The organism is Microcoleus sp. AS-A8 (assembly GCA_039962225.1).
GTDB lineage: Bacteria > Cyanobacteriota > Cyanobacteriia > Cyanobacteriales > Coleofasciculaceae > Allocoleopsis.
The window spans coordinates 215,579-230,755 of sequence record JAMPKV010000011.1 but is presented as its reverse complement, the minus strand read 5'-3'; the positions used below and the strand labels follow the sequence as shown (position 1 = coordinate 230,755).

The 15,177-nt window shown below is 46.6% G+C and carries 13 protein-coding genes and 2 pseudogenes; 9 read left to right on the top strand and 6 right to left on the bottom strand.

Annotation, left to right across the window (positions count from 1 at the left end; translation table 11 throughout):
* The first annotated feature begins 187 nt into the window (after nucleotides 1-187).
* The 3 genes from NDI48_19355 to NDI48_19345 all read left to right on the top strand — a co-directional run bounded on the left by NDI48_19355 (nucleotide 188) and on the right by NDI48_19345 (nucleotide 3,155).
* On the top strand, nucleotides 188-1,000 hold the full coding sequence (locus tag NDI48_19355; protein MEP0833329.1) for an HAD family hydrolase: 813 nt from the start codon (nucleotides 188-190) through the stop codon (nucleotides 998-1,000).
* 167 nt (nucleotides 1,001-1,167) lie between these two features.
* Complete coding sequence (locus tag NDI48_19350; GenBank protein ID MEP0833328.1) at nucleotides 1,168-2,361, top strand: DNA double-strand break repair nuclease NurA; 1,194 nt, start codon at nucleotides 1,168-1,170, stop codon at nucleotides 2,359-2,361.
* 176 nt (nucleotides 2,362-2,537) lie between these two features.
* Nucleotides 2,538-3,155 carry a hypothetical protein gene (locus tag NDI48_19345; protein ID MEP0833327.1) on the top strand — a complete coding sequence of 206 codons (618 nt, stop codon included), beginning with the start codon at nucleotides 2,538-2,540 and terminating at the stop codon, nucleotides 3,153-3,155.
* A 41-nt stretch (nucleotides 3,156-3,196) separates the two neighbouring features.
* Here the strand turns inward: NDI48_19345 and xseB are convergent, their stop codons facing one another.
* The 5 genes from xseB to NDI48_19320 all read right to left on the bottom strand — a co-directional run bounded on the left by xseB (nucleotide 3,197) and on the right by NDI48_19320 (nucleotide 6,002).
* The gene (xseB, locus tag NDI48_19340; GenBank protein ID MEP0833326.1) at nucleotides 3,197-3,454 is read right to left on the bottom strand and encodes an exodeoxyribonuclease VII small subunit; all 258 of its coding nucleotides are present in this window, start codon (nucleotides 3,452-3,454) and stop codon (nucleotides 3,197-3,199) included.
* Between the two features lie 104 nt (nucleotides 3,455-3,558).
* The gene (locus NDI48_19335; GenBank protein ID MEP0833325.1) at nucleotides 3,559-4,362 is read right to left on the bottom strand and encodes a GNAT family N-acetyltransferase; all 804 of its coding nucleotides are present in this window, start codon (nucleotides 4,360-4,362) and stop codon (nucleotides 3,559-3,561) included.
* A complete protein-coding gene (locus NDI48_19330) occupies nucleotides 4,359-4,634 on the bottom strand; it encodes a hypothetical protein (protein MEP0833324.1) in 276 nt (91 codons plus the stop codon). Before NDI48_19330 ends, NDI48_19335 begins: the two co-directional genes overlap by 4 nt.
* Nucleotides 4,635-4,663: 29 nt before the next feature.
* Nucleotides 4,664-4,906: a BtaA family protein gene (locus NDI48_19325; GenBank protein MEP0833323.1), complete on the bottom strand. Its 243-nt coding sequence runs from the start codon at nucleotides 4,904-4,906 to the stop codon at nucleotides 4,664-4,666.
* The gene (locus NDI48_19320) at nucleotides 4,896-6,002 is read right to left on the bottom strand and encodes an iron-containing redox enzyme family protein (protein ID MEP0833322.1); all 1,107 of its coding nucleotides are present in this window, start codon (nucleotides 6,000-6,002) and stop codon (nucleotides 4,896-4,898) included. The genes NDI48_19325 and NDI48_19320 overlap by 11 nt, the downstream gene beginning before the upstream one ends.
* A 650-nt stretch (nucleotides 6,003-6,652) precedes the next feature.
* On the opposite strand from NDI48_19320, the gene NDI48_19315 reads away from it, so the two are divergent.
* The 6 genes and pseudogenes from NDI48_19315 to NDI48_19290 all read left to right on the top strand — a co-directional run bounded on the left by NDI48_19315 (nucleotide 6,653) and on the right by NDI48_19290 (nucleotide 13,742).
* Complete coding sequence (locus NDI48_19315; GenBank protein ID MEP0833321.1) at nucleotides 6,653-8,101, top strand: serine/threonine protein kinase; 1,449 nt, start codon at nucleotides 6,653-6,655, stop codon at nucleotides 8,099-8,101.
* Nucleotides 8,102-8,297: 196 nt separating this feature from the next.
* Nucleotides 8,298-9,101: pseudogene (locus tag NDI48_19310) on the top strand (serine/threonine protein kinase).
* Complete coding sequence (locus NDI48_19305) at nucleotides 9,090-10,094, top strand: type IV pilin-like G/H family protein (protein MEP0833320.1); 1,005 nt, start codon at nucleotides 9,090-9,092, stop codon at nucleotides 10,092-10,094. The pseudogene NDI48_19310 and the gene NDI48_19305 overlap by 12 nt, the downstream one beginning before the upstream one ends.
* Nucleotides 10,095-10,420: 326 nt before the next feature.
* Nucleotides 10,421-12,004 (top strand): serine/threonine protein kinase, encoded by a 1,584-nt coding sequence (locus tag NDI48_19300; GenBank protein ID MEP0833319.1) that lies wholly within the window; start codon nucleotides 10,421-10,423, stop codon nucleotides 12,002-12,004.
* Nucleotides 12,005-12,068: 64 nt separating this feature from the next.
* Nucleotides 12,069-12,875: pseudogene (locus NDI48_19295) on the top strand (serine/threonine protein kinase).
* A 195-nt stretch (nucleotides 12,876-13,070) separates the two neighbouring features.
* A complete protein-coding gene (locus tag NDI48_19290) occupies nucleotides 13,071-13,742 on the top strand; it encodes a type IV pilin-like G/H family protein (protein MEP0833318.1) in 672 nt (223 codons plus the stop codon).
* A gap of 47 nt (nucleotides 13,743-13,789) precedes the next feature.
* Here the strand turns inward: NDI48_19290 and xseA are convergent, their stop codons facing one another.
* The gene (gene xseA / locus NDI48_19285) at nucleotides 13,790-15,022 is read right to left on the bottom strand and encodes an exodeoxyribonuclease VII large subunit (GenBank protein ID MEP0833317.1); all 1,233 of its coding nucleotides are present in this window, start codon (nucleotides 15,020-15,022) and stop codon (nucleotides 13,790-13,792) included.
* Nucleotides 15,023-15,177 lie beyond the last annotated feature (155 nt).

Here is a 15,177-nt window from a genome sequence, read left to right as displayed (position 1 = left end):
CAGTTATTTAAGATCGCAATCACTGCTATTTTGATAGGCTATAAATCTACCCTTTCCTCCCCAGGTTTTGGCAATATCTAGCTTTCCAGAAGCGAAATCCTACCTGATCTACTCCACCACTTCTCTCACCCTTAAGATAGATGATATTTTGTCAGCAAAAGAAAGTAAAGTTCCAGCGACTCTAACTATGCCGGCTCGTTCCCCCAGAATTCTCGCTCTCGATTTTGACGGTGTCCTCTGTGACGGATTACTTGAGTATTTCCAGACTTCCTGGCGTACCTATTCTCAACTCTGGAAACCTGATAGCCAGACACCACCAACCGACTTAGCCTCTCAATTCTACCGTTTACGCCCCGTAGTCGAAATCGGCTGGGAAATGCCTGTTTTACTCAGAGCACTCGTACTCGGCATCTCCGAAGACAAGATTTTGCAAGATTGGCCAAAAGTAGCCCAATCCCTGATTGAAACCGAAAAATTGGATTCAGCCGATATCAGTAAGCGAGTCGATGCGGTTCGGGATGAGTGGATTGCTACCGATTTAGAGAGTTGGTTAGGTTTGCATCGATTCTATCCGGGTGTAATCGAGCGGCTTTCTCAAACACTGGGCGCGGCACAGACATCATCCCCCGAAACCATAACACAACTGTTCATCGTCACGACCAAAGAAGGGCGCTTCGTCAAACAGCTTTTACAGCAACAAGGAATTGAACTCCCGGAGGAGCGAATTATCGGCAAAGAGTGCAAGCGCCCTAAACACCAAACACTGCGACAACTGTTTGAAATGTTTTCTGGTGACGCGACGACGCTCTGGTTTGTGGAAGATCGGCTGAAAACCTTACAATCCGTACAACAGCAACCTGACCTCACAGAGGTAAGACTCTACTTAGCCGATTGGGGTTATAACACAACCGCACATCAGGAAGTAGCGCGGAATGACCCCAAAATTCAGCTATTGTCCTTGGCAGAGTTTGCACAGGATTTTTCAGTTTGGCCTGTTTAGGTTGTCAAGCTATAAGCTTGTATTGAGGAGTAGAAGGCGACGTATTGGTGAGTCAGTTGAAAGTTAGCGGTTTATCTGATAATTTTTCTAATTTTCAACCTTTCAACGTTCAACTGTTCTCCCAAATTTTTAACAATCAACCTTGCAACTTTTAACTCTCTTGACCAATGCTAGATTTAACAAAACTTGCAGGGCAAATTCCGGGAATTAGTCAGCACTTGAGATTAGAGGCAGCGGCGAGTCGCCAACGATTGGAACTTGGTCAAAAACTGCTATTACAGGCTCTGCTACAACAGGAAGAATTGGTGAAGCGGCAACAACAATGGCGCGAGCGCATGACGTTCACCGCCGCCACACCGATTGAACCCCTGGATACTCGAATTGACCTCAATTCTCCCCCAGAAAGCCATAGCATCTTCGCCACCGATGGGTCACAAATTGCGCCCTCTCATCATGAAATTGCCTACTGTTATCTGATTAATGTCGGTCGGGTGATGTTGCACTATGGGCAGAGTTTGCATCCTCTGTTAGATAGCTTACCTGAAGTATTTTACCGACCCGAAGACTTATATGTTTCCCGGCAATGGGGCATTCGCACCGAAGAATGGATGGGGCATCGGCGGACTGTTTCAGAGGTCATTATGTTAGCCGAAATGGCCTGCCGTTGGGTCAATCCACCAGGCCCCCACTTTGATATTCCTAATCTAGCGATGGTGGATGGTTCGCTGATTTACTGGTTTCTGGAAGGGATGCCAGGGGAGGCACGCGATCGCATTTTACCCCCCATTTTAGACGCCTGGAATCAACTGCGTTCTGTTAACGTTCCCCTGTTAGGATACTTGAGCGCCTCACGAAGTCTGGAAGCGTTAAATTTCCTGCGGCTACAAGCTTGTCCTCACCCGACGCCTGACTGCGCGACTCACTGCGCTAGCATCATCGATAAGTTGCCCTGCCAAATTGTTGACCCCTTGCGTGATGCCGCGTTTTGGACTACCTTGTTGCAACCTGGACAACGCAGTCCCCTGTTTCGCAGTTCTGCCCGAATTTTGGAATTATACGGCGATCATCGCATCTACTTTTGCTATGTCCACGTTGGCACAGAAGTGGCGCGGATCGAAATGCCCCAATGGGTTGCAGAGAATTCCTCATTACTCAATCAAGCTCTCAGTTTGACCCTAGCACAGGTTCACAAGGGGTTTGGCTATCCGGTGGCATTGGCAGAGGCGCATAATCAAGCTGTGGTTCGAGGTGGCGATCGCGCCCGTTTCTTCGCCCTGCTCGAACAACAAATGATTCGCGTCGGATTAAGAAATGTCGGAACCTCTTATAAGGAAGCCCGCAAGCGTGGCAGTATCAGTTAAATCACGCTCTTGAAAGGGTGAAGGATGCGATCGCCCTCCTTTCTTTCTCCTTTGGAAACAACAAATCATTCGTGCAGGCTTAAGAAATATATAAATATCTAACAAGTAAGCCTGTAAAGGGGGAAGTATCAGTTAGATTATGCATGGTCAAAGTTATCTAATTTTCAGGATAAAATATGGCAAGTTTAACCCGAATTCTCTTCAAAGGAGATACATTTCTGAAGCGAGAAGCTGTTCAATCATCGCAACTGCCAAGTAATAAGCTTCTGTCGGTTCCTGTGGGTACGTTACTTGTGATCCAATCCTATGGGCCACCCGCCAGCAACCAAGACCACTATAGACTAACGTTTGAAAAACTTCAATTCAAGGGCTTTAATAGCGATTGGTACGCCTATTCAAGAGATGCCGAAATCACTCAAAAAGCCCTCAGTGCTGCAACAACGGTTGATGCAATGGTTGCCAAGCAAACCGAAAAAAATATCGTAAAAATTCCTGTGGATCAAAAAACCATCGGGAATCAACAAGGATTCCTGAAACTAATCTTCAACGTAGACACCGTTATCAAGCGAGAACCCGTTGATGATAGTAGTGTACTCAACGATCAGTCAAAACAAGTCATCCCCGCAGGCACTGAACTGGTGCTTTTAACAGACAAGCCAGATGCCAATAACATTGTTAAATTACCCATTGATCGGAATCATGTTAAATTTGCCTTAAAAGGTATTGAATTTAAGGGATTTAGTAAAGATTGGTATGCCTTTACACAACATGTGGGAATTCAAAGACTGGGCTAGATAATCGGTCAAAATAAAGTCAATTTTAGGGTTACAGCACTCTAAAAATCTGACTCTTCTTCGAGTGTCTCAATCAACAAATCCATTTGTTGCTGCCGCTCTTGTAGGAAAGCCTCACACTGACGTAAGTACCTCACAGCGGCGGCAAATTGCTCAAAAACGTCTGCTAGCTCTAATTCACCCGTTTCAATCTGCTGAATAATCGTTTCTACTTGAGCAACAGTTGTCTCGTAGTTCCAATTTTTTGGACGGGAGGCATCAACTTGAGGGGATTTCGAGGCACCAACGGGTTTAATCATAACACCAGTAATTAAGTTGAGACTCTCTCACTTTGACAAAGAACTCAATCTCTCTGCAAGAGCTTAACTCCTCTCCCCAACTCCCCAGCTTACCCCTCTCGGACTCAAATATCACTGGTGAGGATAAAGCGCCAATCACTCTCGTCCATCCCATGACTAACCACACTGGCAGTTGCCGTCACCTCGATGCTGCGTGCAGCAAGCGCCAGCGCTAAATCATCCTTGTCTGGCACGCAGAACATATGGGTGTATCCCGGTAAGGGTTCCGAAATACCTTGATGTGCGGTAGCTCCCCACTGGACATGGAACAATGGTAAGATTTGCCCCGTACTCTGAAGCCTCAAGTCCTTCAGCCCCTGAAGTGACAAATAAGAGATTGTGCCCCGATGTTCAGCCAGCAAAGGTGCCAGAACGCTCATCTTTTCTGCGTCTAGGCTATATAATCTCAGCGTAGTTGTACAACGAAATGTGACTGAAGCGAACCGTTCAAAAATACGGACTAGGCAGTTAGGGCTGCCATCACCCGGATTCATGGAGATGGTGTAGCCCCGATCACAACGCTTCATATCATAATTAAGTGCGTAACGCAATAATCGCAAGGATAGATGTTGGCGCTGGTAATCGGGATGAACTTTCAAATCGCACAGATACCAAGCCGAACGAACCCCTTCATCCTGAGAGTAGGGAATCTGGCGCAGCACACCCGCGCCAACGGCTGCAACGCGATCGCCATCTAGAGCTAGATAGTTGTTGACTTCACCGAGGCGATCAAAAAAAGCAAAGTAATCTCTTCCATGATCCAACTGGAAAAAATCATCACCGAGGGGATAAGTCGCCGCTTGCTCCAGTGCCACAATTCCCGGCTGAAAATGCAGGCGTTCTTCCAGGGCGATGCGATGAAATTTCATAATCGAAACCCAACGACAACTTCCCGGTAGAAGAAGGAGCGATCGCCTGCTAGCAATTGGCGACTGAGTGATTCATCAACCTGAAGATGATCTGCCATAACCGATGCTAGATGATGATCGCCATTGAGTCGGCGTCCTATCAAGGCACCACCAGGTTTTAAGCTATTGACTGCACTTGTGAGCATGGCGTGTAAGTCAGATAGCGGCATCCAGTCAGAGATATTAGAAAATTGGATCAGGTCAAACGGGCTAGACTCGGCGAGTTGCTGCATTTTTTCGGCAAAAGCACCATGATGTAATCTTAAAAAGCTTGTCGTCGCAACTCAACTAAATGAAGTTGGGCGGGGTTCAAGTCAACGGCTTCAATCTGTGCCACGGCTGAACTCGCCAGCAAACTCAACGCCATACACCCTCCGGAGGCAACCAACAGGACTCGCAATGGATGTCCCTGTCGCTCCTGTAACTGCTCAATCACCCGTAACTCAATTTTGGGGTCTTCCCGCACCTGAGAAAAGGCAATCTCCGAAAAAGGGCTACAAATCACGGTACAGGCTCCAAAAATAGTGTGCGCCAAGAACCAGTCCTTGCACAACCTGGGTACGGGAACGTGGCTCATGCCAAGCGGGTGCTGCCAGCATCAGCAAATCTCTGGCGTGTTCGATATCGAGTTTTTCGTGTACGGCGTAGTGGGATTGACTACCGTCTGCAACCCAACTGCGATCGTTTACGGTACGGGCAATTGACGCACTGATGCCGACATATAAATACTCAATCATGCCCAACAGAGCAGCGCCTGCTTCTCCCGATTGGGACAGACAGTAGGTGAGAATCGATTGGTTGAAGGCTAGAACTGGGATGGTACAGGGATTTTCCAGTTCGGCGCTAGTCGCCCCTAATGCCTGGAGATATTGGCGAAACGTATACTTGTGGGAACGCCAGCGATCGCCACGTCCATGCTCCTCTGCTACATTATCCGCCAGGGGGAGCCGTGCCTCCAGCAACGGTATCCGTGCCAACACCGCCGCCAGTGCCTGGGAAAACGACTCCACTGCAAATCGAAAGGGCAGTTGACTCTGACGAAATGCTTCACGGGAGGTGGAATGCGATTGCATCCAAATCAGGTAAGGATGGCACCGGAAGTCGTAAATTGCTGCTACCTGCAACACGGCAGCGTCCAATGTTGGCATAGCCGCCAAGTCTTCCCAAGCCAGTGCTGGAGGAGTGGGGATTTGAGTCGTGATAGCGGATTTCTCTTCTAACGCTTGCATCGTTACGGGTAAGGCACACAGGATACTCAATAGCCGATTCCAGTGGGGGTTACTAGAGAGGACGCTATGAACTCCTTCATGAGTAAACAGGCTTATTCCATGTAGGGAAGCCGCCGCCAACAGATAAAACGGCAGGCAAACCCTATAGCACCAGGGAGTTGCAAGGGTGTGAACCAGCAGAAATGCAGCACCTGCGGCAATGGCATAAAACACCACAAATATGGGCAAGCGATAGTGGCAGGGAGTGATACTATGCAACTGCTTGAGGAGTTCGGGATGAACTATAGGCTTTTCCCACGTATTCACCGAAGAAGTTAAGGGCGCTGTTGGCAAAGGTTCTGGCAAAGCAGCAGCGATGGGGTTGTTCTGCATAGGAGAAACGCCTGGAGAAGATGGGGACTAAAGCGCAAATATGGGGTAGTTTGATCAGTCTAGATGGCAGTAATCACAGGTGATGTGCAATTGGCAGCGTCAGTGCCCAAAGGGCAATACGCCCTGATCTTAGTGTCAGTCTTATAGCTTTAAACACTAGTAATGTGTAGCTTTACGGATTGGGAGCTTTCCGAGTCACGTTATGTCGCCTCAGCATCGTCAAGAGCTGAACAACTCAGAACTTACGGCAATTTACAAAAATTACAGGTTCCAGCTTAAATTTGTCTCTGATCAGGCACACACTATCGCAGGGCAGACATTGACAGGTTTTGCGGGATTTTGCAGGATAGAGGCAGGAAAAAATCTAACTCCTCCTTTACCTTTAAAAAGTTCACACAAGTATCAAAGCTCACAGCGCTGCAAGTCAGGAGTCGGGACGTTAATTCAGCTTTAAATCTTTGAGGTGAAGGGATGAGGATGGAAGCAAGAACTCAATGCGTCAGTCTTGTCCCTTGAGAAATCCGGTTCTTTCATGAGTTTTATTGCATAAGTGGTCACACCCATGAGCTAGGTACTACCGTTACGGAGTAAAAATTAACTTTACAAGAGCTTTAGATCGCTGTTCAACCCATTTAAACATCGCCATTAAGATGCTGCAAGCCAAACAACTCTTACAGGGGCGCTATTGTCTCCAACACAGTTTAGGGCAAAATGCGGGGCGTCAAACCTGGCGGGCAGAGGATCAGAAAGAAACACCTCCTCATCCCGTGATTGTAAAACTGCTGGCTTTTAGTCCTCAGATGCAGTGGGATGAGTTCAAGCTGTTTGAGCGAGAGGCTCAAGTTCTCAAAACCCTCAACCATCCCCGAATCCCCAAGTATCGCGATTATTTTTCCCTGGATCAACATCTGGGTGAGGGCTTATGCTGGTTTGCTTTGGTGCAAGATTCTATTCCAGGCTACTCCCTTGAGCAACGGTTGGATGAGAGTCAGCGCTTTTCAGAAGAGCAGGTAAAATCCATTGCCACCCAAGTCCTGGAGATTCTGATTTACCTTCATGGGTTGAATCCCCCCGTGCTACACCGAGATATCAAGCCCAGCAATTTAATTTGGGGAGAGGATGAGCAAGTCTATCTCGTCGATTTTGGTGCCGTGCAAGACCCAATGGCCCTTGAGGGAACTACGTTCACCGTCGTCGGGACAGCAGGCTATGCACCCCTAGAACAGTTTTATGGTAAGGCCGTTGAGGCATCTGATTTGTATGCACTGGGAGCGACGTTAATCCATTTATTGACCGGTATTTCCCCCGCAGACTTACCCCACAGGAATTTACGCCTTCAATTTCGTGACCAAGTTAGCCTTAACTCCGGTTTTCTCCAATGGATTGAATCCATGACAGAACCCGATTTAGAACGGCGATTTGTCAGCGCCACTCAAGCCCTAGATACTCTTAAAACGGGTCGTTCACTCCCCTTGCCCGAAGCAACGCGCCGTAAACCTGCAATGCGGCGCATTCAAGCTCAAGCGGCTCAAAATCAGTTGGTGATCAAAGTTCGTGTCGGTCAATTATCTGTTCATAACTTAATTCGGTTCGGCGGAAAATTACTTCTCACTTTAACATCATTGCTCTTGCTTATTTCACCGATAGCAATAGGAATATTAGCGGGGTTTTTGGTGATATTGGCCATCCTATCGGGGAATTTAAAACTATCGGCCTTATTGCTGGTTATTCCGTTAATTATCTTGCTACTATGGTCTGCGAAAAAGACCGTAAAAGAACTGAAAATAGTTCGAGATGATATCAATCAGGCCCGATTGGCTTGCTTCGGCATTCAGAGCCTCTATCTCTATAAAAAAGGAAACCATATAGTCTTTGATCGATCTTTTGACAATATAGGTTTTAATAAATTTTTATTGAGTTTTAATAATGAACACTACAGCTCTTGTCGAATCTCAGACATTCAAAGCATTGAAGCGATACCGTTTGAAGGAATAGTGATCCAGTCGGGCAATCAAAGATATGTATTAGGGCAGGAACTAGGGGAAACGGAGTGCGAATGGTTGGCGCAAAAAATTAAAAATTGGCTGTCAGCCGGATAAATGAGGAAAGAGATGAGAGTTAAAGTTGCTCCATTTGAGTGTTTAGATGGTGGATTGATCTCTACCCTAGGGTATTTGACCCGTGAGATTAGGGTGTCTTGCTGGGCTAACACGGGATAGGGGCGAAGCCAGACCCTGAGGTCTAGCAGGGTGAAGTCCAGATTTGAGATCAACGCACAACAAACAACAAAAAATTATGCTGCAAGCCGAACAGATTTTACAGGGACGTTATCAACTCTCTCAACAATTGAGCAACAATCCCAGTCGTCAAACTTGGCTGGCTTTTGATTTAGCAGCAGAACCCAAACAGCCAGTCATTGTTAAACTGTTGCCTTTTAGCCCTCAGACTCAATGGGATGACCTGAAGTTATTTGAGCGAGAGGCGCAAGTCCTGAAACATCTTAACCATCCCCGAATTCCCAAGTATCGCGATTATTTTTCGGTAGAAAAGGAGGATGGTGGAGGTTTGCCTTGGTTTGGATTAGTGCAGGATTATATCAAAGGCTTATCCTTACAACAGCTCTTCAAAAGTCGCAAGCGCTTTAGTGAAGCTGAGGCCAAAGAGATAGCGACTCAGTTGCTCAATATCTTGATTTATTTACATGAATTAAGTCCGCCAGTTCTCCATCGCGACATCAAGCCCAGCAATATTATTTGGGCAGAGGATGGGCAAGTTTACTTGGTGGATTTTGGGGCAGTGCAAGAAAAAGCGAAGGCAGAGGGAGTTACTTTCACGGTAGTAGGAACTGGTGGTTATGCTCCACCCGAACAACTGTGGGGACGTGCCGTGAGTGCCAGTGACTTGTATGCTTTGGGAGCAACTCTGATTCATTTGTTAACAGGCACATCTCCAGCAAACTTACCCCAGCAGCGGATGCGTCTGCAATTTCAGGATAAAGTCACCCTTACTCCTAGTTTCGCTCACTGGATTGAGAAACTCACAGACCCCGCTCCCGAACGGCGCTTTTCCCAGGCACGTCAAGCCCTCATGGCATTGCAAGCCACCAGTCGTAGGAGTGAAGGAACTGTCCAGAAAGCACGCTATGGTCGGATCGGGGGCTTAGCGTTACTTCAATATGCAGCGATCGTTGTTTTTGCGGTTGCTGTACCTACTTTTGTGGTTTACCGAGAGGGCTGCAAGTCATGTCAAGGAAAAAGCGGCCTGAGAATCATCAACCGTGCCCAGCAATCGTACTTCTTAAAGCATCAGCAGTTTGCCGATTCCGTTCAATCCCTCGCGATTGGCATTAAAAATCCGACAGAAAACTACGAATATTCCACTCGTGTCACACCGTTAGCCGTATTTAATTATGCAACGTCCCGCCAGAAGGCGATTACAAGCTATGTGGGGGGTGTCTTCCTTGAATCGGCTAACAATGGGACGGATGAGCTTGTAACGATCGCGCTCGCTTGTGAGCCTATTCTTCTGGATGAAGTGAGTGACGTCACTGAGCCAATTGTGCATGGTAACGTCCTAGAGTGTGGCTCCAATACCCAATTACTCAATCGCACCCCAGACAATGAGACAGGACGGATTATTTTAAGCAAGGATTCGGCTTTGGCCTATAACTCTGTTAATTATGCTGTCACGGGTCAGTATAACCAAGCCCTTGTAGTCGCCGAAGCTATCGATTCCAGCCCTCTCAAAGAGAAGGCGTTAAAGGCAATTACTCGCTCTCCCAACACGAATCAACAGGTGCAAGCCAGTCCCAGCCTCTCCCAAGCCCTTGAGATCGCCAAAACCATCCCAGATGATGACATCAAAGCTTGGGTGTTAACAGACATTGCCCAAAAGTATGCCGTCGCAGGGCAACCATCCCAAGCGATGGAAATTCTGTCCCAAGCTCTTGAGGTTGCCAACACCCTCCAAGATGCTGATACTAAAGCCATGCTTTGGGCAGATATTTCTCAGCAGTATGCCGTAGCTGGAAAAAAATCCACAGCGGTGGGGATTCTGTCTCACAGGGCTGAAAACACTGAAGGCGATCGCTAACGAGTTTAGTTGTTATCAGTCGCGACAAGCCCATTTTAAAGGTTGTCCAAACTCTGAAAAATTACTCTGACAAAGCAAGGGTACTGGAGGCGCGTGCGTTCCCTGTGAGAAATCACTTTAAGGTCTATAGGCAGCTCAAAAGACAAACCATTGGTCAACCTTATTTGAAGAGACTCTGCTCTAAAACTCTATTTCTTGCATAAGTTGCAAAGCTCTGGAGATAAGTACATAAGTACATAAGTGGATGAGTTCTCTCACAAATCCGTGGAGAACTCAGGTAGCCGCCTGTACGAATAGATAGTTATCACTCCAGTCGATATAACACAATGCTGCAAACAGAGCAAGTTGTAGGGGAGCGTTATCAACTCTCTCAACAGTTGGGAAATAATGCTGGTCGTCAAACTTGGCTAGCCACAGATATCAAGGCATCTCCAGCCAAACCTGTCATCGTTAAGCTGCTGGCGTTCAGTCCTCAGATGCAGTGGGAGGAGTTCAAACTGTTTGAGCGAGAGGCTCAAGTTCTCAAGAGTCTCAACCATCCCCGCCTGCCCAAGTATCGCGACTATTTTTCCCTAGATGGGGATATTGGTAAGGGGTTATGCTGGTTTGCTTTGGTGCAAGACTATATTCCGGGCAAGTCTCTCCAACAACTCCTTGATCAGGGTCAGCACTTTACACAAGAGCAGGTGCGATCGCTTGCTATCCAAGTACTCGAAATTCTAACTTACTTACATGGGTTAAATCCCCCCGTACTGCATCGCGATATCAAACCCAGCAACCTAATTTGGGGAGAGGATGAGCAAGTCTATCTGGTAGATTTTGGTGCGGTAGCTGACCCATTTGCGGTTGAGGGAGCAACATTCACTATAGTTGGTACGGCTGGTTATGCCCCCTTGGAACAGTTTTATGGAAAGGCAGTTCCGGCATCCGATTTGTATGCACTAGGAGCAACCTTAATTCATTTATTAACTGGCACTTCCCCCGCCGATTTACCCCAGAGTAAGTTACGCATACAATTTTGCGATCGCATCAGTCTCCAGCCTAGTTTTCTCAACTGGATTCAATGCCTTACAGAACCTGATTTAGAGCGGCGGTTTAGTTCAGCCAATCAAGCACTAGAAGCTCTTCAAACGGGACGTTTTCTTACCTATTCAGAGCCAAAAATTCGTCAAACTGTTGGTAGCCGTATTCGACTGAAGAAATCTCCGAGACAGTTGAGCCTTAAGATACATCTAGGAAAAACTGTTTTGCAGAATTTTGTTGATTTTTGCACTAAATTGGTTCATGCATTAGGCTGGTCATTAATCACAACATTACCAATTATTGGATTATCAATGTTGCTCTTCCATGTTTCTTCAATCAATTCACGTCTTGCAAACGTTGTACCTATTACCTTTTGTTTATTGATAGGTTTGCTGATTTGGTTATGGCTCAAGTTTGGCGTTGTCGCAAAAATCAAGGAAGCAGCGAACAATTGTTTTGGTAAATTGATATTAACTATAGCCACTGGAATACTTCTAGGATTGCCTAGTTTAGTATTTGCCGCATTGTTTATTTATTTTTCTTCTGATTTCACCTTAGCTATCCTACTTGTTTCAATTTTATTGGTGTTTATTTCCTGGCTAAAATCTGGTGTATTATTCAACTTACTAGAAGGATTTATCGCTTGCTTCGGACATAACTACCTCTACTTTGACAAAAAGGGTTTTGGCATAGGGAGGCAACTGTTTGTATTTCGGAGCAATCGCCGCCAGCTAGGTCACACATCAGAAATTAAAATCATTAGATCAATTCCCCATGAAGGGATATTTATCCAGACGACACAGCAAAGATATGTGTTTAATCAAAACCTAATTAAACCTGAGATTGAGTGGTTAGTTGAAGAGATTAAAACCTGGCTAAAACAATAAATTGCAATGCTAATTTTCTACCATTTTTTATTAGTCATTACCAAGTAACAAAAGGCAACACCTGATGCTGCAATCAGAACAGATTTTACACGAACGTTATCAACTCAAGCAACAGTTAGGGAACAATGCTGGTCGTCAAACTTGGTTGGGTGTTGATTTAGCAACCCAATCCAGAGAGCAGGTAATTGTTAAGCTACTGCCCTTTAGTCCCCAAATCCACTGGGACGACCTCAAATTATTTGAACGGGAAGCTCAAGTTCTGAAACATCTCAATCATCCCCGCATTTCTAAATATCGGGATTATTTTTCCACTGAGCCGTCTAATAGCGGTAATTTACCTTGGTTTTGCTTAGTGCAAGACTACATTCCAGGGTACACCTTGCAGCAGCTATTGAAGAAAGGCAAACGCTTTACAGAAGCAGAGGCAAAACAGATAGCTATCCACTTGCTGAACATACTAATTTATCTGCATGAGCTGAGTCCGCCAGTGCTGCATCGCGACATCAAACCTAGCAACATTATTTGGCAAAAATATCGCCAAGCCTATCTCGTAGATTTCGGTGCAGTGCAAGAGAGAGCCAAGGCAGAGGGTGCCACCTTCACTGTAGTTGGCACGGGAGGCTATGCTCCACCAGAACAGTTGTGGGGACGTGCCGTGCCAGCGAGCGATCTCTACGCACTGGGAGCCACTCTGATTCATTTGTTAACAGGTACTGCACCTGTAGATTTGCCACAGCGTGAGATGCGCTTGCAATTTCGAGATAAAGTCAGCTTGTCTCCCAGTTTCGCTCACTGGCTAGAGACGCTAATCGATCCAGCTCCAGAACTGCGCTTCTCCAATGCACATGAAGCGCTTGAGGCTTTGCAAGCCAATAGTTCCCCTAGTTCCCTGCTAGAAACAGCTGATACAGACACTCAAAAAACCACCCCGAAAGGTCGTGAGGGTGCTATCAATATAGCTGTTTTCCAATATATTGTTGCCTTTCTTATTGCCATTGCTCTTCCTTCTTCGTTGGGCATGGTTTGGAAGGCTCGTCAAGCGGAAGCGAAAAACAATATGGGCGCAATGAACCGCGCCCAGCAAGCCTACTTCTTAGAGTACCAAGAGTTTACCCATTCCTTACAAGAGTTGGGTGTTGGCATTAAAAATCAGACAGTAAATTACGAATATTCAATTCGTGTCACACCCTTAGCTGTATTTAATTATGCAACTGCTCGGACAAAAAATATCAAGAGTTATGTTGGGGCTGTTTTCCTAACAGTCGGTAATCAACAGACAGGTGAGCTTTTGACAGGAGCGATCGCCTGTGAAGGCAATTGGGATTGGCGATCCAACTGGTCTAAAATCCCACGTCTTGCCGAGGCTCCAATTGTGCGAGGAAATGGTCTAGAATGCGGCCCAAACACACGAGATCTTTCTAGATACGCCTATGAGACAAAACGCTCTGATTTAGAGAAAGATTCAATTGAGACAAAACGCTTTGATTTAGAGAATGCAGTAGAGTTGGCTTATAGCTCCTTCAGTTATGCCAACGCTGGTCAGTACGACAAGGCCCTTGAGGTCGCTAATACTATCAACAATGCTGATTTACAAGCGAGGGCATTAGCAACGATCGCGATCAAGTTAGCTGAGAAAGGTCAGTATGACAAAGCCATTGAGGTTGCCGAAACTGTCAAAGATGACTCTAGCAAACAGATGGCATTGGATGCGATCGCTCACTATAAAAAATCACCCTAAAGGATTGCGATCGCTCTTCGAGAACAAGAGTGATGAGCAACTAAACTCTAGTCCAAAATCTTTATTACTTTAACTTTTACTTCCCCCTCACCCAACTGAATCTGTAATTCCTGTCCGGTAACTAAATTAGCGGTCGATCGCGCAATCATTCCATTTTCTGTTCTTACCACCGCATACCCTCGTTTCAAAACATTCTCTGGGTCAAGAGTCGCTAGCTGTTGCCGCAAAAATTCGCAATGCTGGCTAGCTTGACTGAGACGCCTCGATGTGCATTGAATTAATTGCTGACGCTTGTGTGCGATCGCTTTTTGCTCATCCCGCAGTTGTCGTTCCAGGGGTAAGCGCTGCATTCGTTCTTTGAGACGTTGCAGTTGCTGGTGAGAAGCAGCTAAAGCGTGATTGACAGCATTATTAAGGGCGCGTTGCCGCTGTTGGTGTTCCCCATAAAGACTCTCAAGTTCCGGAACCGCTAATTCTGCCGCCGCCGTAGGAGTGTGAGCACAAACATCCGCCACCAAGTCTGCCAAAGATTCATCCCGTTGATGACCAATTCCAGTTAAGACGGGAATAGAACACTGTGCGATCGCCCTGATCACCCGTTCATCATTAAAGCAAGCCAAATCCTCAGAGGCTCCACCTCCTCGCGATAAAATCAGCAGTTGCGCTCTCCCATCCTGCTCAACTCGCTCAATCGCTTCCACAATTGAGGCAGGAGCCAATTCTCCCTGTACCTGCGCGGGTGATAACAAGACATGTAAACCGGGATACCGATGCCGAAGTGTGCGTTGAATATCCCCCCAGGCGGCAGCTTGTGGCGAAGTAACGACGGCAATAATTTGAGGATGAGTGGGGAGCGATCGCTTCCGTGATTGAGCCAATAACCCTTCTGCCTCCAGTCGATTTCGCAACTGGCGATAACGCAACGCCTGCAACCCCTCACCCGCTGGTAATGCCTGCCAAACCGTTAGCTGGTACTGTCCCCGTTGTGGATAAACTCGGATACTACCCAAAATAATCAACTGTTCCCCTGCCACTGGTAACTGCACCAGCTTACCGAGTTGGCTAGTCCATACGACACACTGAATCGACGCCTTAGAATCCGGGTCTTGGAGTGTGAAAAATATTCCACTCCGATGTGGATTCGCACTAGAGACTTCCCCGATCACCCAAACCTGCCGAAGTTGGTCATCTCGCTCTAACAAGTCCTGGATGTAGTCGGTTAATCCTGTAACCGAGAGAGCCGCCTCTGGTATCAGTGATTCATGGATATTTAAGGTCATATTTTTTACTTTTAATTTGCGGAAATTACGTAATTGACGGAGAGCAGAGAGTCAACTTAGCGATGAACCCGGTTTAACCCACACCAACGGCCTATCGTTGGATCGGGAATCTCTCAAGTGGCTCAATTAGTAAGCAGGAGACTCAGCGAACCAAG